14 protein-coding genes are annotated in these 19,111 nt (G+C 72.9%); 6 read left to right on the forward strand and 8 right to left on the reverse strand.

What is annotated here, in order from left to right:
- Nucleotides 1–18 precede the first annotated feature (18 nt).
- The 5 genes from QK442_RS24795 to speB all read right to left on the reverse strand — a co-directional run bounded on the left by QK442_RS24795 (nucleotide 19) and on the right by speB (nucleotide 7,847).
- Complete coding sequence (locus QK442_RS24795) at nucleotides 19–513, reverse strand: hypothetical protein (protein WP_282696259.1); 495 nt, start codon at nucleotides 511–513, stop codon at nucleotides 19–21.
- A 131-nt stretch (nucleotides 514–644) separates the two neighbouring features.
- Entirely contained in the window at nucleotides 645–4,394 is a 3,750-nt protein-coding gene (locus QK442_RS24800; RefSeq protein WP_282696311.1) for an ABC transporter ATP-binding protein, read from the reverse strand.
- A gap of 143 nt (nucleotides 4,395–4,537) precedes the next feature.
- A complete protein-coding gene (locus QK442_RS24805) occupies nucleotides 4,538–4,951 on the reverse strand; it encodes a hypothetical protein (protein ID WP_282696260.1) in 414 nt (137 codons plus the stop codon).
- 105 nt (nucleotides 4,952–5,056) lie between these two features.
- Entirely contained in the window at nucleotides 5,057–6,745 is a 1,689-nt protein-coding gene (locus QK442_RS24810) for a thiamine pyrophosphate-binding protein (RefSeq protein ID WP_282696261.1), read from the reverse strand.
- Nucleotides 6,746–6,878: 133 nt separating this feature from the next.
- Entirely contained in the window at nucleotides 6,879–7,847 is a 969-nt protein-coding gene (gene speB / locus QK442_RS24815; protein WP_282696262.1) for an agmatinase, read from the reverse strand.
- Nucleotides 7,848–7,971: 124 nt separating this feature from the next.
- On the opposite strand from speB, the gene QK442_RS24820 reads away from it, so the two are divergent.
- Nucleotides 7,972–9,420, forward strand: a complete 1,449-nt coding sequence (locus QK442_RS24820) for a PucR family transcriptional regulator (RefSeq protein ID WP_282696263.1) — start codon at nucleotides 7,972–7,974, stop codon at nucleotides 9,418–9,420.
- Nucleotides 9,421–9,427: 7 nt separating this feature from the next.
- Here the strand turns inward: QK442_RS24820 and QK442_RS24825 are convergent, their stop codons facing one another.
- Nucleotides 9,428–10,033 (reverse strand): hypothetical protein, encoded by a 606-nt coding sequence (locus QK442_RS24825; protein WP_282696264.1) that lies wholly within the window; start codon nucleotides 10,031–10,033, stop codon nucleotides 9,428–9,430.
- Nucleotides 10,034–10,197: 164 nt separating this feature from the next.
- Here QK442_RS24825 and QK442_RS24830 point away from each other — a divergent pair, with 164 nt between their 5' ends.
- From QK442_RS24830 to QK442_RS24840, 3 genes are all read left to right on the forward strand, one after another.
- Nucleotides 10,198–11,412: a helix-turn-helix transcriptional regulator gene (locus QK442_RS24830; protein WP_282696265.1), complete on the forward strand. Its 1,215-nt coding sequence runs from the start codon at nucleotides 10,198–10,200 to the stop codon at nucleotides 11,410–11,412.
- Between the two features lie 116 nt (nucleotides 11,413–11,528).
- Entirely contained in the window at nucleotides 11,529–12,686 is a 1,158-nt protein-coding gene (locus QK442_RS24835) for an acyl-CoA dehydrogenase family protein (RefSeq protein ID WP_282696266.1), read from the forward strand.
- Nucleotides 12,687–13,559 carry an acyl-CoA thioesterase II gene (locus QK442_RS24840; RefSeq protein WP_282696267.1) on the forward strand — a complete coding sequence of 291 codons (873 nt, stop codon included), beginning with the start codon at nucleotides 12,687–12,689 and terminating at the stop codon, nucleotides 13,557–13,559. It begins immediately after the preceding gene.
- Between the two features lie 2 nt (nucleotides 13,560–13,561).
- Here the strand turns inward: QK442_RS24840 and QK442_RS24845 are convergent, their stop codons facing one another.
- Together QK442_RS24845 and QK442_RS24850 are read right to left on the reverse strand one after the other, a co-directional pair.
- Nucleotides 13,562–14,350, reverse strand: a complete 789-nt coding sequence (locus tag QK442_RS24845; RefSeq protein ID WP_282696268.1) for a phosphatase — start codon at nucleotides 14,348–14,350, stop codon at nucleotides 13,562–13,564.
- 43 nt (nucleotides 14,351–14,393) lie between these two features.
- Nucleotides 14,394–15,020 carry a TetR/AcrR family transcriptional regulator gene (locus QK442_RS24850; protein ID WP_282696312.1) on the reverse strand — a complete coding sequence of 209 codons (627 nt, stop codon included), beginning with the start codon at nucleotides 15,018–15,020 and terminating at the stop codon, nucleotides 14,394–14,396.
- Between the two features lie 1,942 nt (nucleotides 15,021–16,962).
- Between QK442_RS24850 and QK442_RS24855 the strand changes: the two genes are divergently transcribed.
- Nucleotides 16,963–17,322 carry a helix-turn-helix domain-containing protein gene (locus tag QK442_RS24855; RefSeq protein ID WP_282696269.1) on the forward strand — a complete coding sequence of 120 codons (360 nt, stop codon included), beginning with the start codon at nucleotides 16,963–16,965 and terminating at the stop codon, nucleotides 17,320–17,322.
- Between the two features lie 177 nt (nucleotides 17,323–17,499).
- Nucleotides 17,500–19,107 (forward strand): carboxyl transferase domain-containing protein, encoded by a 1,608-nt coding sequence (locus QK442_RS24860; RefSeq protein WP_282696270.1) that lies wholly within the window; start codon nucleotides 17,500–17,502, stop codon nucleotides 19,105–19,107.
- Nucleotides 19,108–19,111: the final 4 nt, after the last annotated feature.

Raw genomic sequence — 19,111 nt, forward strand, 5'->3', positions numbered from 1 at the left:
TTGGGCCTTACCTCCGTATCAGCACAGGATCCAGCCGGTGGCGGCCGACCGTCCGGAGACCGTCGCGGTGGCGCGGACGCACCGGTTGAGCGCGTGCACGGTCACCGGTCCGGCCTGCCGCCCCCATGTCCCGCCGACGACCGCGGCCCGCCCGCCGCGCGGCTGCAGCGTGACCTTCATGGGCCGCGGCGCGCCCGGCCGCTTGGCGAGGACCAGCGCGCAGGCGTACTGCCGGGTCCGGTAGACACGCAGCTCGCCGGTGGCGAAGGAGACCGTACGGGCGGGCCGCCCCTGGCAGACCGAGACCGCGTCGGCGCTGCCGGTCCCCGGGCCGGCCAGGACGAGCAGCCCGGCGGTGCAGGCGAGGACGAGGGCGTACGCGACGGGGTGCACGCGCGCGCGTGCGAGGAACCGGCGGAGGACCCCTTGGCCGTACGCGCGCGTGCGCGAGGGGCTCTGGTCGTACGCGCGCGTGCGCCCGGTGAACCGTCGGACCGCCGTACCTCCGGGCATGCCCGTTCCTCCCCCGCTCTCCCCTGCCGACCTTCCGCCGGTCTTCCCCCGGCCCGTACAGGCTTACGACGCCTCCGACGCCCGTACGGTTGCCTCCGTGAGGCGGGTCACCCGGCGGGGCACCCCCGTGTTCAGAGGGTGACGGGCGCCTCCTCCGGCTCCGCCTCCGGGTCCGCCTCGCCGATGAAGGTGCGCCACAGGGCCGCGTACCGGCCGTCCAGGGCGAGGAGCTCGTCGTGGCTGCCGTCCTCGGCGATCCGGCCGTGGTCCATGACGACGACCCGGTCGGCGCGGGCCGCCGTGGTGAGGCGGTGGGCCACGATCAGGGTCGTACGGCGGCCGGAGAGGCGGTCGGTGGCGGCGTTCACCTGGGCCTCGGTGGCCAGGTCGAGGGCGGCGGTGGCCTCGTCGAGGAGCAGGACGTCCGGGCCGACCAGCTCGGCGCGGGCCAGGGCGATCAGCTGGCGCTGGCCCGCCGACAGGTTCCGGCCTCGTTCGGCGACCTCGTGGAGGTAGCCGCCGTCGAGGGTGGCGATCATGTCGTGGGCGCCGGCCGCGCGGGCCGCCGCCTCCACCTCGGCGTCGGTCGCGTCCGGGCGCCCGTACGCGATGGCGTCGCGGATCGTCCCGGCGAAGAGGTACGCCTCCTGGGGGACGACGCCGAGCCGGTGCCGGTACGCGGTGAGGTCGAGCTCCCGCAGGTCGGTGCCGTCCGCCGTGACCCGGCCCGAGGTCGGGTCGTAGAACCGGGCGACCAGCTTGACCAGGGTGGACTTGCCGGCGCCGGTCTCGCCGACGAAGGCGACGGTCTGCCCGGCCGGGATGCGCAGGTCGATGCCGCTGAGGGCCGCCTCCTCCGTGCCGTAGGCGAAGGACACGTCCTCGAAGGCGATCTCGCCGCGCAGGGACGGCACCGCGCGGGGCTCGTCGGCGGCGGCCGTGGAGGCCGGCTCCCGGAGCAGTTCCTGCATGCGGCCGAGGGAGACGGCGGCCTGCTGGTAGCCGTCGAAGACCTGGGAGAGCTGCTGGACGGGGGCGAAGAACAGCTCGATGTAGAGGAGGTAGGCGACGAGGGCGCCGGTGGTGAGGGTGCCCGCCTCGATCCGGTTCGCGCCGACGATCATGACGGCCGCGGCGGCGCCCGAGGACAGCAGGGTGACGAACGGGAAGTAGACGGAGATCAGCCACTGGCCGTGCACGCGCGCGTCCCGGTAGGCGTCGCCCCGCTCCGCGAACCGCGCGGCCCCCGCCCGCTGCCGGCCGAAGGCCTGCACGATCCGCAGCCCGGCGACGGACTCCTGGAGGTCGGCGTTGACGACGCCGATCCGCTCGCGGGCCAGCTCGTACGCCTTCACGCTGGAGCGGCGGAAGTAGTACGTGGCGACGGCGAGGACCGGCAGGGTCGCGAAGACCACCAGGGCCAGCTGGAGGTCGAGGACGAGCAGCGCCACCATGATCCCGAAGAAGGTGACGACCGAGACGAAGGCGGTGACCAAACCCGTCTGGAGGAAGGTCGACATGGCGTCGACGTCCGTCGTCATCCGGGTCATGATCCGGCCGGTCAGCTCGCGCTCGTAGTAGTCCAGGCCGAGCCGCTGGAGCTGGGCGAAGATCTTCAGGCGGAGCGCGTAGAGCACCCGCTCGCCGGTGCGGCCGGTCATCCGGATCTCGGCGGTCTGCGCCACCCACTGCACGAGGACGGTGACCAGCGCGAGCGCGGAGGCGGCCCAGACGGCGCCGATCGCCAGCTGGTTCACGCCCTCGTCGATGCCGTGCCGGATGAGGACCGGGAGCAGCAGACCCGCGCCGGCGTCGAGGGCGACCAGGCCGAGGCTGATGAGGAGCGGCAGGCCGAAGCCGCGCAGCAGCCTGCGCAGCCCGTAGCTGTCCTCCGGCCGCACGGCCCGCCTCTCGTCGACGTCCGGGGTGTCGGCGGCGGGCGGCAGGGCGGCGACGGCGGCGAGCAGCTCGGGGGTGGCACCGGCCGCCTTCGCCTCGCCGCGGCCGGCGGTCTCGTCCCGCACCCACAGGGCGGGGGTGATGCCCCGCTCGGCGTCGAACTCGGCGTCCAGCTCGGCCCGCAGTCCGTCGTCCCCCTCGGGGGCCTCGGCGGTCTTCAGGAGGTGGCCCGGCGAGACGCCGCCCAGCTCGTCAGGGTCGGTGAGGAGACGGCGGTAGAGCGCGGAACGTTCCTGGAGCTCCTCGTGGGTGCCGAGGTCGGCGAGCCGGCCGCCGTCGAGGACGGCGATCCGGTCGGCGAGCCCGAGGGTGGAGCGGCGGTGGGCGATGAGCAGGGTCGTGCGGCCCGCCATGACGGCCTTCAGGGCCTCGTGGATCTCGTGCTCGACCTTGGCGTCCACGGCGGAGGTGGCGTCGTCGAGGACGAGGAGCCGGGGGTCGGTGAGGATCGCGCGGGCCAGGGCGATCCGCTGGCGCTGCCCGCCGGAGAGGGTGAGGCCGTGCTCGCCGACCTTGGTGGCGTAGCCGTCCGGCAGCTCGGCGATGAACCGGTCGGCGCGGGCGGCCCGGGCGGCGGCCTCGATCTGCTCGTCGGTGGCGTCGGGGAGCCCGTACGCGATGTTGGCGCGGACGGTGTCGGAGAAGAGGAAGGAGTCCTCGGGGACGAGCCCGATCGCGGCCCGCAGCGACTCCAGGGTCAGCTCGCGCACGTCGTGGCCGCCGACGAGGACGGCGCCGCGGGACACGTCGTAGAAGCGGGGCAGGAGGAGGGAGACGGTGGACTTCCCGGAGCCGGAGGAGCCGACGAGGGCGACGGTCTCCCCGGCCCGCAGCTCCAGCGAGAACCCGTCGAGGACGGGCTTCCCGCCGCCGTCCCCGTACGCGAACGACACGTCGTCGAACTCGACGGTCGCGGGCGCGTCGGCGGGCAGCTCCTTCGTGCCGTCCTCGATGGCCGGCTCGGTGTCGATCAGCTCGACGACCCGCTCCACGCCCGCGCGTGCCTGCTGGCCGACGGTGAGGACCATGGCGAGCATCCGGACGGGGCCGACGAGGGAGGCCAGGTAGGCGGAGAAGGCGACGAAGGTGCCGAGGGTGATCTGGCCCCGGGCGGCGAGCCAGCCGCCGAGCGCGAGGACGCCGACCTGCCCGAGGGCGGGGACGGCCTGGAGGGCGGGGGTGTAGAGGGAGTTCAGACGGATGGTCCGCAGCCGGGCGGCGAACAGCTTCCGCCCCGCCTCCCGGATCTTCCCGGTCTCCTGCTCCTCCTGCCCGAAGCCCTTCACGACCCGGACCCCGGTGACGGCCCCGTCGACGACCCCGGCGACCCCGGCGGCCTCCTGCTGGGCGGCCCAGGTGGCCGGGTGCAGCCGGGTACGGCTGCGCTTGGCGATCCACCAGAGGGCGGGCGCGACGGCGAGGGCGACGAGCGTCAGCGGGATCGACAGCCAGGCCATGACGGCCAGCGAGATGAGGAACAGCAGGACGTTCCCGATGGTCATCGGGAGCATGAAGAGCAGGCCCTGGATGAGCTGGAGGTCGCTGGTGGCCCGCCCGACGACCTGCCCGGTGGAGAGCTCGTCCTGCCGCCGCCCGTCGAGCCGCAGGATCGTGCCGTACATGTCCTCCCGGAGGTCCCGCTGCACGTCGAGCGCGAGCCGCCCGCCGTAGTAGCGCCGGATGTACGTGAGGACGTACACGAGCACGGCGGCGCCGAGCAGCAGCCCGGTCCACACGGCGAGGGACCGCGAACCGGTCCCGATCACGTCGTCGATGATCACCTTGGTGATCAGCGGCACCAGGGCGAGCAGCGCCATGCCGGCCAGCGAAGAGCCCAGCGCGAGCACGACGTCCGCCTTGTACCGCCAGGCGTACGCCCACAAGCGCCGCGCCCACCCCTGTTCCCGCTGCTGCCCCACCACCGCCACGTGGCGCCTCCCGTTCGTCCTGCCTGGTCTACCGGAAGGCTGCAACGTGTCCGACGTGGGTTTTCATCCCGGGGCGGGGATCCGGGGCAGAGATCGGTCCGAGGTCGTAGGACCTCGGACCGGGGGCAGCAGGTGCCCTACAAGGTCGTGGAGACGCCGTTGGTGACGTCGGTGACCACGATGTTGCTCCACACCAGCTTCATGGACTTGGTGCAGTCGGGCTGGAGGTTGGCGGTGACCGTGACGCTGAAGTTGGCCTTGCCGTTCTGGGCGGGCACGTCCTCGCCCGCGCCGAAGGACTGCTTGTTGTCGGCCTGCGGCTTGTTACCGCCCTTGTTGACGCACTGGGCGTCGGCGGTGACCTCGATGCGGACCTGGTCCAGGTTGCCGAGACCGGCTTCCTTTCCCGTGACGGTCAGGGTGTTGCCGGAGGTACTGGCCGACACCGTGACGAAGTGCGCGCTCCCCGCCTGGGCTGCGGGAGCGAGGAACCCGACGAGACCGAGTGCCACCCCCGCGGGCAGCAGGAATGCGGAGTGACGACGACGCATGAGAGTTCGCCTCTTCGGGTACATGTTGAGCGTATGCGGGCGGTTATCCGAGAGAGCGTGCGTACTTTCCTCAGGCTATGCCCGCATATGCCAATATGCCCACGCCTACTGATGAGTCGGTGCGAACATGCGTACCCGGGCGGGGAGCACCAGCAGGGAAGGCCCCGGCGTCCCCAGGGCCTTCTTCAGGTCCGTGACCAGCGTTTCCGGGCTCGTGCGGACCGCCGGGACGCCGAAGGACTCCGCGAGGGCGGCGAAGTCGGGGCGGGTGAGTTCCGTGGCCGCGGCCGTGGTCTCGCCGTACGCGTCGGTCATGTACTCGCGGAGGATGCCGTAGCCGCCGTCGTCCACGACGAGCCAGGTGACGTCGAGGTCGTACTGCTTCGCCGTGGCCAGTTCCGCGAGGCCGTACATGGCGCCGCCGTCGCCTGACACCGCGAGGACCGGGGTGCCCGGTTCGGCGACGGCCGCGCCGAGGGCGGCCGGGAAGGCGTAGCCGAGGCCGCCGGCGCCCTGGGCGGAGTGCATGGTGTTGGGGTGGCGGGCGTCGAAGGCGGCCCAGGCCCAGTAGCCGAGGATCGTCATGTCCCAGAAGGACGGCGACCTGGCCGGCAGGGCGGCGCGGACGGCGGCGAGCAGGTTCTGCTCCAGCTCTCTCCCCTGGGAGTCGATGCGGGCCCGTACCTTCGCAAGGACTTCCCCGACCCGCTCCGCCGCCTTCTCGTCCTCGCGCTCCCCCGCCGTCTCCAGGAGGGCCTGCAGGGCCAGGCGGGCGTCCGCGTGGATGCCGAGGGCCGGGTGGTTGGCCTCCAGCTTGCCGGGGTCCGCCTCGATCTGCACGATCCGGCCGCGCGGGGCGAAGGTGTGGTAGTTCGAGGACAGCTCGCCCAGGCCGCTGCCCACCACCAACAGGACGTCCGCGTCCTCCAGGAAGTCCGTGACGTGGCGGTCCTCCATCCAGGACTGGAGGGAGAGCGGGTGCGTCCACGGGAACGCGCCCTTCCCGCCGTACGTGGTGACCACGGGCGCGTCAAGGCGTTCCGCCAGCTGCCGCAGCTTGCCCGCCGCGTCGGCGCGGACCACCCCGCCGCCCGCGACGATCACCGGCCGCTCCGCCGTGGTGAGCCAGTGCGCGGCGAGGGCGGTCAGCTCGGGGCGCGGCGGCAGCTCGGGCGGGGTCGCGTCCATGCCCGTGACCTGCGGCAGCATCGTCTCCGCGCGCAGCACGTCCTCGGGGATCTCCACCCAGACCGGCCCGTGCGGGGCCGTCAGCGCCGACTGCCAGGCGGCGGCGATCGCGGACGGGATCTGGGAGGGCGTACGGGCCGTGTGGACGGACTTCACGACGTCCCGGAACGACGCCTGCTGGTCCCGCAGCTCGTGGAGGTAGCCGTGCCGGCCGCCGCCGAGCCCGGCGGCGGGGACCTGGCTGCCGATGGCGAGGACCGGCGCGGAGGCGGCGGCCGCCTCCTGGAGCGCGGCGAGCGACATGAGGGCGCCGGGGCCGGTGGAGAGCAGGAGGGGGGCGGCCTCGCCGGTGACGCGGCCGTACGCGTCGGCGGCGAAGCCCGCGTTGTTCTCGACGCGCAGGCCGACGTACCGCAGCGTCGAGCGGCGCAGGGCGTCGAACATGCCGAGGGCGTGCTGGCCGGGGAGGCCGAAGACCGTGGTGGCGCCGAGTCCGGCGAGGGTCTCGACGACGAGGTCGCCTCCGGTGCGGCCCGCGGGCGGGTTCAGCGCGGCCTCGGTCTGCGCGGCGGTCGGTCGCAGGACCAGGTCGTGGTCGTGGGTCATGGGCCGGCTTCCTCCGGGCGTCGACGGTCGGGCGTGTACGGTCTCGTACGGTCCCGTACGGTCCCGTACACGAGAATGCCCGGCCCGCCCCGTGCGGGCGGACCGGGCACCCCCGGGAATTATCGGCCCGGGATCAGCGGCTCGCCGCGATCTGGCGGGACATGATCGTCGTCAGCTCGTACGCCGTGTGGGAGGCGGCGACCGAGGTGATCTCGGCGTGGTCGTAGGCGGGGGCGACCTCGACGACGTCGGCGGAGACCAGGTTGCAGGAGGAGAGGCCGCGCAGGATCTCCAGGAGCTCGCGGGAGGTCATGCCGCCCGCCTCGGGGGTGCCGGTGCCGGGGGCGTGGGCCGGGTCGAGGCAGTCGATGTCGATGGAGATGTACAGCGGGCGGTCGCCGATGCGCTGGCGGAGCTGGTCGGCGACCTCGTCGGCGCCGCGGCGGTAGACGTCCGCCGAGGTGACGATGCCGAAGCCCATCTTCTCGTCGTCGGTCAGGTCCTGCTTGCCGTAGAGCGGGCCGCGGGTGCCGACGTGCGACAGGGCCTCGGTGTCGAGGATGCCCTCCTCGACGGCGCGGCGGAACGGGGTGCCGTGGGTGTACTCGGCGCCGAAGTAGGTGTCCCAGGTGTCGAGGTGGGCGTCGAAGTGGAGCAGGGCGACCGGGCCGTGCTTCTTGGCGACCGAGCGGAGCAGCGGGAGGGCGATGGTGTGGTCGCCGCCGAGGGTCATCATGCGGGCGCCGGTGCCGAGGAGCTCGTCGGCGGCGGCCTCGATGGTCTCCACGGCCTCGTTGATGTTGAAGGGGTTGACGGCGATGTCGCCGCCGTCGGCGACCTGGGCGAGGGCGAACGGGGAGGCGTCCTGCGCCGGGTTGTACGGGCGGAGCAGGCGGGAGGCCTCGCGGATCGCGTTGCCGCCGAAGCGGGCGCCGGGCCGGTAGGAGACGCCGGAGTCGAAGGGGACGCCGACCACGGCGATGTCGGCGGTGCCGACCTCGTCGAGCCGCGGCAGCCGCGCGAACGTCGCGGGACCGGCGTACCGCGGGACGCGGGACGAGTCGATCGGGCCGCGCGGGGTGCTCTGGTCGCTGCTGCTCATGGTCGGTGCCTCCTGGGGGGTGTCGTCGGTCCGACCTCGGGGTCGGGCATCGGGGTGCGGCTCGACCGTAAGTCGCCCGAAAGCCACATTGAAGTGTACGTTTCCTCCACTGTCGGGGCGCGAGATGTACGAAGGGACCACACCCGTGACGCTCTCGGAACCGGGCTCCACTCCCCCGACCCCTCCGACTCCCCCGGTCCCGCTCGCCGCGCTGCTCGCCCGCCGGGAGCTGGGCCTGCGGCTGCTCACCGGCCCGGACGAGGTGGCGCTGCACTGGGTGCACACCTCGGAGATGGCCGACCCGTACCCGTACCTGCTCGGCGGCGAGCTGCTGCTGACGGCGGGCGTGCAGCTGACGGACCCGGCGCGGTTCGTGGAGCGGGTGGTGGAGGCGGGGGCGGCGGCGCTCGGCTTCGGGGTGACGCCGGTGTACGACACGGTGCCGGCGGAGCTGGTGGAGGCGTGCGCGCGGTACGGGCTGCCGCTGATCGAGGTGCCGCCCGAGACGCCGTTCACGGCGGTGGCGCGGGCGCTGTGGCGGCTGATGGCGGAGGCCCGCCTGTACGAGCTGCGCCGGGTGACGGAGGCCCAGCAGTCCCTCGCCACGGCCGCCGCCCGCCCGGCGCCGGTCCCGGCGGTCCTCGGCGCGCTGGCCTCCCGGCTCGGCGGCCGGGCGGTCCTCTTCGGCGCGGACGGCACCGAGTCGGCGGCGGCGGGCCGCGCGATCCCGCAGGAGGCGGCCCGGGCACTCGCGGACCTCGCCGGGATCGTCGGCCCCCGGCCGGGCGGCCCGGCCTCGGCGAGCGGCGAGGGCGGCGGGCTGCGGCTCGCGGCGTACGCGCTCGGCGGCGGCGACGGCCTCGCCCTCGGGGTGGCCACGGAGCGGCGCGACCCCGGCGACCACACGGTCGCCGGGGTCGCGGTGGTGCTGCTCTCCCTGCTGACCGCCCCGCACCGGGCCGCCGACGTGTCGCTGCGGGACGGCGCCCTGACCCGGCTGCTGCTCGGCGCGCCCCCGGCGGAGGCGGCGGCCTCCCTCTCCCCCGGCCCGTGGACGGTGGTCCACGCCCGGGGCGGCGACGGCACCCCCTTCGCGGCGGCGACCCTGGCGGCGGCCCTGGGCACGGCCCTGGTGGACGACGGCGAGACGGTACGGCTCCTGCTGCCGCCGGACGCGACGCCGACCGCCCGCCCCGGCTGGACGCTCGGCGTGAGCGCCCCCGCCGCCCCCGACGCCCTCCCCGCGGCGGACGCCCAGGCGGCGAGGGCGCTGCGCCGGGCGGAGGCGACCCGCACCCCCCTGGTCCGCCACCACGCGAACGGCCTCGCCGGGCTCGTCGACCCGGACGAGGCCGCCGCCCACGCGCGCGTGCTGCTCGCTCCCCTCAGCGAGCCCCAGGCCGAGACCCTCCGCACCTGGCTCTCCCTGCACGGCAGCTGGGACCGCACCGCCACCGCCCTCGGCGTCCACCGCAACACGGTCCGCCAGCGGATCGCCCGCTGCGCGGTCCTCCTCGACCGGGACCTGGACGACCCGGACGTGCGGATGGAGCTGTGGTTCGCCCTCAGGTGAGGACGGGTCAGTACAGCTTGTTGACGGCGGTCTTCGTCGTGGTGCGGAAGGCGGTCAGCGGGGCGTCCTTCAGGTCGCCCATCTGGCCCCAGCGGACGAGGGTGACGGTGCGGCCGTCGCGGCCGACGGAGAAGAGGTGGATGTCGGTGTTGCCGATCTGCGTGTCGGCGGTGTCCAGGCTGTAGACCCAGGCGCCCTCCTCGACGGCGAGCTTGCCGTGGTAGGCGCTGACGGCCTTCAGGCCCGGGTTCTGCCGCTCAAGGAGGGGGCCGCAGCCGGCGAGGGCCTTGCGGAGGGTGTCGACCAGCTTCACGGCGTCGGCCTCGGTGCGGGCGACGGTGGTGACCTGGACGCCGTTGGTGTCGAGCTCGGTGTGGAACTCGCGGTAGCGGGTGTTCTGCGCCGGGATCTTGTACGGGGCGCAGAGGACGCCGCCGTTCTCCGGGACGCCGGTGAAGATCCGGGTGGCGGTCCACGGCGTCGACGACGGCGGCATCTGGGAGGCGGCGAGGAAGGCCGGCTGGGCGGCGGCCTGCGCCGGGGCCGTGGCGAGGGCCGCGAGGCCCAGGGCGGCAGCGGCGGCGGTGGCGAGTGCGGTGCGGAGCTTGTTCATGGTGGTGGATCCCCCGTCGGGTCGTTCGGTCAGTGCTCGACCAGCGTCGGGGCCGGCGCCCGCCGTCCGCAACGGTGACGCGCCCACCATCCGTCCCGGAACCATTCCACCCCCGCTGACGTGCAGGGATGTGAAGGGTGGGACGCAGGGTCGAGGGGGATGGAATGCCGAAGGACGCCGCCGTCGAGGAGTTCGCGCGGCTCGTGCGCGCGCTGAAGGCGCGGGACGGGAGGAGTTACGAGGCGCTGGGCCGGCGCCTGAGCGTCAGCGCGTCCACCCTCCACCGCTACTGCTCCGGCGCGACCGTCCCGGAGGAGTTCGCCGTGGTCGACCGCCTCGCCCTGCTGTGCGGGGCGGACGAGGAGGAGCGGCGGGCCCTGGAGGCGGCCTGGACCCGAGCGGACGGCGCCCGCCGCCCTCCGGCACCGGAGCCCGGCGGGGAGCCGGCGCCCGCGCCCGGCCCGAAGTCGGCGCCCGAACCCGGCGCGGCGCCCGCGCCCGGTCCGGAGCCGGAGCCGGCTCAGGAGCCCGCGCCGGTCCCGGAGGCGGCGCCCGAGCCCGAGCCGGTAACCGAGCTGGCACCCGTGCACGCGCGCGTGCCGGGCCTCCCGTCCGAGCGGCGGCGGCGCCGGTGGGGGTGGGCGGGCGTGGTCGGAGGGGCGCTGGCGGTCGTGGTGACGATGACGCTCGGAGCCGTACTCCTGCCCGGAAAGAGCCGGGAGGGGGCCGCCGAACCACCGGCGCCGCTGACGTGGACGGTCGCCTCGCACATCTGGAAGAACGGGTGTGGGCACACCTACCTCGTGGAGCGGACGCCCCCTCCCCCGCCGGAGGCGGCCGACGCGCGGAGCTGGGCGGCGGCGCAGGGGGCCGTGGACGGCGGGGAGACGCTGGTGCGGGTGTCGGTGCAGGGGAAGGGCGCGGCGGCGGTGGTGCTCCAGGCGCTGCACGTGCGGGTGGTGGAGCGGGGCGCGCCGCTGCCGTGGGCGGCGTACCGGACGGACGACGGGTGCGGCGGGGCGGTGACGCCGCGCAGTTTCGAGGTGGACCTGGACCGGCCGCGGCCGGTGGCGCGGGCGCTGGACGGGTACGACGCCTCCGGACAGGAGGGGCGGACGATCCCGGCGGTCTCCTTCCCGTACGCGGTCACCGCCGCCGAGCCGGAGGAGCTGCTGGTGTCGGCGCGGACGGCGGGCTGCGACTGCCGCTGGTACCTGGAGCTGGAGTGGAGCTCGGAGGGGCACCGGGGCACGGTGCGGATCGGGGACGAGGACGGGGAACCCTTTCGGACGAGCGGGGCGAAGGGGCGGGCGGTGTACGGGTACGACTCCGGGGGACGGGCCTGGATCACAGGCCCGGAGTCTGGACAGGGCGGGTGACCGCTGGGTAACTTCGACCCGGACAGGGCTGAGCAAGCGCTTAGACAACTGGCAGCAGACACCCGGCAGCAGACGACCGACAGTCGGACGACCGGCAGCGACGAAGGAGGCGGCTCGTGCGCCGTACCGTATTCAACGAGGACCACGAGGCGTTCCGGGAGACCATCCGGGCCTTCATCGAGGCCGAGGTCGTGCCCGTCTACGACGAGTGGTTCGCGGCCGGCCAGGCGCCGCGCGACTTCTACTACAAGCTCGGCGAGCTGGGCATCTTCGGCATCAACGTGCCGGAGGAGTTCGGCGGCGCCGGTCTCGACACCCACAAGTTCGAGGCCGTCCTGTACGAGGAGACCTCCCGCGCCGGCGTGCAGTTCGGCGGCTCCGGCGTGCACGTGCTGCTCGCCCTGCCGTACATCAAGATGCTCGCCACCCAGGACCAGAAGAAGCGCTACCTGCCGAAGTTCGTCTCCGGCGAGGAGATGTGGGCCCTGGCGATGACCGAGCCGGGCACCGGCTCCGACGTCGCGGGCATGAAGACCACCGCCAAGCTCTCCGAGGACGGCACCCACTACGTCCTCAACGGCGCCAAGACCTTCATCACCGGCGGCGTCCACGCCGACCGCGTGATCGTCTGCGCCCGCACCTCCGCCCCGTCCGAGGACGACCGCCGCTTCGGCATCTCGCTCTTCGCCGTCGACACCAAGTCCGAGGGCTACTCCATCGGCCGCAAGCTCGACAAGCTCGGCCTGAAGACCTCCGACACCGCCGAGCTCGCCTTCGTCGACGTCAAGGTCCCCGTCGAGGACCTCCTCGGCGAGGAGGGCAAGGGCTTCTCCTACCTCGGCCACAACCTCGCCTCCGAGCGCTGGGGCATCGCCTTCGGCGCCTACGCGCAGGCCAAGGCCGCGGTCCGGTTCGCCAAGCAGTACGTGCAGGAGCGCACCGTCTTCGGCAAGCCGGTCGCGCACTTCCAGAACACCAAGTTCGAGCTGGCCGCCTGCCAGGCCGAGGTGGACGCCGCCGAGGCCGTCGCCGACCGCGCCCTGGAGGCCCTGGACGCGGGCGAGCTGACCCCGGCCGAGGCCGCCTCCGCCAAGCTCTTCTGCACCGAGGTCGCGCACCGCGTCATCGACCGCTGCCTCCAGCTGCACGGCGGCTACGGCTACATGAACGAGTACCCGATCGCCCGCCTGTACGCCGACAACCGCGTCAACCGCATCTACGGCGGCACCAGCGAGATCATGAAGTCGATCATCGCGAAGTCGATGGGCCTCTAAGTGCCCGAAGCGCACTCCGCACTGGATGACCTGCTCGCCCTGCTCGACCTGGAGCGGATCGAGCAGGACATCTTCCGGGGCGAGTCCCGGTCCGCGATCGTCCCCCGCGTCTTCGGCGGCCAGGTGGCCGCCCAGGCGCTGGTGGCCGCGGGCCGGACCGTCCCCGGTGACAGGCTCGCCCACTCGCTCCACGCGTACTTCCTGGTGCCCGGCGACCCGGGCGCGCCGATCGTCTACGAGGTCGACCGGATCCGGGACGGCCGCTCCTTCACCACCCGCCGGGTGGTGGCGATCCAGCACGGGCAGCCGATCTTCCACCTCTCCGCCTCCTTCCAGGCGTACGAGGAGGGGCTCGACCACCAGGCCGACATGCCGGCCGCACCCGACCCGGAGTCGCTGCCGACCGCCGAGGAGATGCTGCCCCGGCACCTCCCGGAGCACATCGCCCGGCGCCTGATCGAGGCCCGCGCGGCCGTCGACCTGCGGTACGCCGAGGCTCCGCCGTGGGGTTCCGTCGGGGAGCCGCGCGAGCCGCGCTCGCAGGTGTGGTTCCGCACCAACGGCAAACTCGCCGACGACCCGCTGCTGCACGTCGTGCTCGCCACGTACGTCTCCGACATGACGCTGCTCGACTCGGTGCTGCTCGCCCACGGGCGGGGCGGCTGGGCCGTCGGGGACGTGGTCGGCGCCTCGCTCGACCACGCCATGTGGTTCCACCGCCCCTTCCGGGCCGACGAGTGGCTCCTGTACGACCAGGAGTCCCCGTCCTCCTCCGGCGGCCGCGGCCTCGGCCAGGCCCGGATCTGGACCCAGGACAGCCGGCTCGCGATCTCCGTCATCCAGGAGGGCGTGGTCCGCGTCCCGCGCGGCTGAGGTCAGCCCGTACAGCCGAGGCCGGCCGCGGCCAGCAGGTACGCCGTCACCGGCTCGTAGAAGCGCGGGTCGACGACGTGGTCGTCGAGCGGGACCGCGACCTTCAGCGTCCCCTCCGCCTCGGCGAGGAAGAGCGCCGGGTCGTTGCAGTCCGCGTAGCCGACGGAGTCGATCCCGCGCTGCGCGGCGCGCCCGGCCCAGCCGTGGTCGGCGACGACGAGGTCCGGCGCGGGCTCGCCGAGCAGCCGGAGCCCGTCGAGGATCGCGTTCATCGGCTCCGGCGAGTGCGTGTGCCAGAGGCTCGCGCCCCGCTCGAACACGGCGACGTCCGCGAACTGCACGACGTACCCCTCGTCGGCGGTCAGCCCGCCCGGGATCCGCACGATGTCGCAGCCCTGCGCCCGGAGCGCGGCGGCGACCCGGCTGTGCGCGTCGATCAGCGAACCGGGGTGCCCGGTCGCGAACAGCACCCGCTCCCGCCCGGCCGCCGCCTGCTTCAGCCGCTCCGCCATCCGGTCGAGGGCGTCGACGGTCAGCTCGGGGTCGATGGTGTCCTGCCCGGCCCGGTGCGCGGGATCGTCGACGACCCCGCACCGCTCGGCCATCACCGCCAGCACGTCCTGCTCGTCCGCCCACCGGTCGCCGAGTTCGAGCCCGAGCCAGTAGTACCGGTCGCCGTTGGCGAGCTTCCGGTAGTGGTCCAGGTTGTTCTCGCGGGGCGTGGCCACGTCCCCCGCGATCCGGCTGCGGAGGAGGTGCTCGACGAGGGCGTCACGGCTGAGTATCGGCATGGGGCTCATTCTGCCGGGCCCGGGGTGCCGAGGGAGGGGTGTCTCAGGAGAGGTGTCCCGGGAGGGGTGCCTCGGAGGCCAGGGCGCCCAGGGCGCCGTGGGCCAGGTTCCTCAGCAGGCGTTCCATCTCGGTGCGGCCCAGGGGGGCGCCGAGGTGGGGGGTGGAGTTGAGGAGGCCGAAGACGGCGTGGACGGCGGCCCGGACCTCCGGTTCGGCGGCTTCCGGGTGCAGTTCCCGGACCACGGAGACCCACAGTTCGACGTACTGGCGCTGGAGCTGGCGGACCCGCTTGCGGTCCTCGTCCTTGAGGCGGTCGAGCTCGCGGTCGTGGAGGGTGATGAGCGGGCGGTCGTCCAGGGCGAAGTCGATGTGGCCGTCGATGAGGGAGCCGAGCAGGGCCCTCGGGTCACCGTCGGACTCGGCGGCCCGCAGCCGTCCGCCGTCGAGGAGCCGCTCGCTGATGCCGACGAGGAGCTCCGCGAGCATCGCGTCCTTGCCGGGGAAGTGGCGGTAGAGGCCGGGGCCGCTGATGCCGACGGCGGCTCCTATCTCGTCCACGCCCACGCCGTGGAACCCGCGCTCGGCGAAGAGGCGCGCGGCCTCCCTGAGAATCTGCTCGCGACGCGTCGAGGCATCGGTTCTGCCGAAAGCGGTCGGGGTCGTGGCCATGGATTCGATTCTAAGACTCGTCCCGTCCGCCCGAAGGGCGGGCTGCGGGCTGCGGCCGGGACGGTGACCTGGCTTTCCGGCGTGGTCGCGCGGGCGTGACTCATCCGGGATCGCTCGGTGCCGTCGTCCGGCGGTTCGGGGAGCAGAGGTCTCACGGCGTCGCCGTGACACTGCCACGTGACCCGCCCGCCGGAGCGGTGTCGGGCCCGGTGTGGTTGACTCCCGCAGCGCTTCTTCCAGCGCTTGCGCGTAGGTGATCTGAGCGTTCCTGGAAGCGTCGGTGTCCAGGAACGCGGTCTTCGGGTCGTCCACGTCGTGGAAGCGGACGAAGGTGGCCAGGGCGGCGGATACGAGGTCGCGCTTGCCGACGAGGCCGCAGGCGGAGCACTTGTGCTCTCGGTCACGCAGGGCCTTGTTGACGCGCGCCCCGCACAGGCAATGCTGGGACAGTGCCGTCGACCGGGTGGAGACCCTCACGAGACTGCCCCCGGCCGCCTCACATTCTGCCGCGAGCGCGGAGATCAGCATGCCGGGTGTGGCCTGAGGGAGACGCCTACCCCACAGCCGGTACCAGGTGCGGATGTCGCAGTCCTCGACCACGAGCACAGGACCATGGGCGGCAATGATCTCTCGAGCCACTCGGCGGGCTCGATGGCGGCGGCGCTCAGCGATCGAGGCAGCATGCTCGGCTTGACGGGCGCGCTGCTCACGGTAGTTGGCGGAGAGCCGGTCACAGCGGAACGCTTGCTTCGGTACCCCATCCGTACGGGCTTCCCGGGCGCCACCGGGAACGATCACCGTCTTGGGCGGGAGTGCTTTGTCGGCGCGCCGAGCGGCACGCACGGCCTGCTTCTTCGACAACCTGTACTGCGCTGCGTTCGTCGCCCGGCGGGAACGCTCCAGCGCCCTGGCACGGTCCCGCCGCTTCTTCGCTTCCTTCTCCAGCCAAGCGCGTTCGGTTTCAGTGAGCGTGATCTCGGTGGAGACAGGCGTACCGGTGGCGGGGTCGGCGGGGAAGGAGACGATCGAGAGATTGGAGACGTTGGCGTCCACACCGCCGACGCGGTCGAGCTGGGCGGAGCGCTCACGCATGGCCCGTACGGTCGGAGACGAGTATCCCGGGCCGAGAATCATGAGGTGTGCCTCGTAGACCCAGCCGCCCGGAGCGGATGCCTTCCGGCGGCGCACGAGATCCACCTTGTGCCAGCGGCCGGAATCTCCGAGGAAATGCCGCACTCGTGCCCACTGACCAGGCTGCTGGGGGATACGGACGGGGAGTACAAGGTCACCGCGCTTGCCGGTGGGACCGCCGGTGAACACCACGGCGAGTGGGCCGGCATGGTCCCACCACGTCGCCTTGCGCATGCTCATCACGCCCGAGGCCGTCACCTTCCCCGACGGCACCCGCCCCTCGGGCGCAGTGGGCTTCGGCATCCGCCGCGGCTGCGCCAGCGGGTGCCGACCACCGTCGGTGTAAGCCATGGAGTGACCGGTCAAGGTGCCGACGAGGCGGAAGGTCTCCCACTTGTTGGCAGTGGTGTGCGAGCGGGCACGTCCGGGGATGCGGGTGAAGTCGTACCAGTTGCCGACCTTGGGGCAGCCGGACCGGCGGCCGGTCGAATCGGGAAACAGGTGGAGGGAGACTCCGTTCCACACTTCGTCGGCGATATGCATGGCCAGGGCCTTGGAGGCGTGGTGCTTGAGGTGTCCGGAGGATTCGAGATGCTTGTACGCACAGCGTTCCAGCCCCTCACGGGACAGGCCCAGGCGCTGCCGCACCGCCTTCGCCCCCTGCGCCTCCCGCTCACGCCTCGCGATCCGACAGGCGCCCACCTTGGCGTATGCGTCACGCTGGACGGCCCGCTTGATCGACCACATCGCCCTGTACAAGCGGCTCAGACGGGCGAGATCGGCAGGATCGGTGACGGCCAGGGGCAGCACCATGACCGACACGATCCCGTCGCCGGGCTTCGTCCACTTCGGAACTCTGCCCTTACCACGAGACCTGCGGGTATTCCCCATGACCATCACCTCCTTCGAGGCAGCGACTTCCCGCAAGACATCACAGGAAGTCAGTTCCCGTAACTCCGATACGGTTTCACTCATGACAGCGACGATGCCCGGATATCTCACCGCTCGGCAGGCCGCCGACCTGCTCGGCGTCAGCATCAAGACCATCTACAACCTCAACGTCCAGCGGAACGACTTCCCCACCGCGTTTTACGTGGGCCGAACCCCACTCTGGCCGGCCGACCGGCTGGACGCCTGGCGAGAGCGTCACCCTGCGCGCAGAAAGCCGTAACGTTCCGCCACCCACTCCCTCCTTGCCACCTCCCCCCGAAGGAAGCCGCCTCACAGGGATCGAAGCCACCCCGGCCTGCGCCTCTCCTCGAACCTGGACGATGGACAACCCGGTTAGCGGTCGTTAACCTGAGAGGCGTACGTTAACGCTCATTAACCGGACAAGGGAGATCGGTCGATGCAGCAGGCACCTGTGCTGTCGAGTGCGGCGGATCCCGCCTCGCCGGCCTGGCGGGCCAACGAGGCGGCGCATCAGGAGCTGGCGGCCACCCTGCGCGCCAAGCTGGCCGAGGCCGCGCTCGGGGGCGGTGAGAAGGCCCGGGCCCGGCACACCGCGCGCGGGAAGCTGCTGCCGCGCGACCGGGTGGACACCCTCCTGGACCCGGGGTCGCCGTTCCTGGAGCTGGCGCCGCTGGCGGCGCACGGGATGTACGACGGGCAGGCCCCGGCGGCCGGTGTGATCGCGGGCGTCGGGCGGGTGAGCGGGCGCGAGTGCGTGATCGTCGCCAACGACGCGACCGTCAAGGGCGGCACCTACTACCCGATGACGGTGAAGAAGCACCTCCGGGCCCAGGAGGTGGCGCTGGAGAACCGTCTCCCCTGCCTCTACCTCGTCGACTCCGGCGGCGCCTTCCTGCCCCTCCAGGACGAGGTCTTCCCGGACCGCGAGCACTTCGGGCGCATCTTCTTCAACCAGGCCCGCATGTCCGGCGCCGGCATCCCGCAGATCGCGGCGGTCATGGGCTCCTGCACGGCCGGCGGCGCGTACGTGCCGGCGATGAGCGACGAGGCCGTGATCGTCCGGAACCAGGGGACGATCTTCCTCGGCGGGCCGCCGCTGGTGAAGGCGGCGACCGGCGAGGTCGTCACGGCCGAGGAGCTGGGCGGCGGCGAGGTCCACTCGCGGATCTCCGGCGTCACCGACCACCTCGCGGAGGACGACGCGCACGCGCTGCGGATCGTGCGGAACATCGTGGCGACCCTGCCCGAGCGGGGCCCGCTGCCGTGGTCCGTCGAGCCGGTCGAGGAGCCGAAGGTCGACCCGTACGGCCTGTACGGCGCGGTGCCGGTGGACTCCCGCACCCCGTACGACGTGCGCGAGGTGATCGCCCGCGTGGTGGACGGCTCCCGGTTCCAGGAGTTCAAGTCCGAGTACGGGCAGACGCTGGTCACCGGATTCGCCCGGATCCACGGCCACCCGGTCGGGATCGTCGCCAACAACGGCATCCTGTTCGCCGAGTCCGCCCAGAAGGGCGCGCACTTCATCGAGCTGTGCGACCAGCGCGGCATCCCGCTGGTCTTCCTCCAGAACATCACCGGCTTCATGGTCGGCAAGGCGTACGAGCACGGCGGCATCGCCAAGCACGGCGCGAAGATGGTCACGGCGGTCGCCACCACGCGCGTGCCGAAGCTGACGGTCGTCGTCGGCGGCTCCTTCGGCGCGGGCAACTACTCGATGTGCGGCCGGGCCTACTCCCCCCGCTTCCTGTGGATGTGGCCCAACGCCAAGATCTCCGTCATGGGCGGCGAGCAGGCCGCCTCGGTGCTCGCCACGGTCAAGCGCGACCAGCTCGGCGACGCGTGGAGCGCCGAGGAGGAAGAGGCGTTCAAGGCGCCGATCCGCGAGCAGTACGAGACGCAGGGCAGCGCGTACCACGCGACCGCCCGGCTCTGGGACGACGGGGTGATCGACCCGCTGGAGACCCGGCAGGTGCTGGGCCTCGCGCTGACCGCCTGTGCCAACGCGCCCCTGGGTGACCCCCAGTTCGGCGTCTTCCGGATGTGAGGAC

The organism is Streptomyces sp. CC208A (genome assembly GCF_030010625.1).
Taxonomy (GTDB): domain Bacteria; phylum Actinomycetota; class Actinomycetes; order Streptomycetales; family Streptomycetaceae; genus Streptomyces.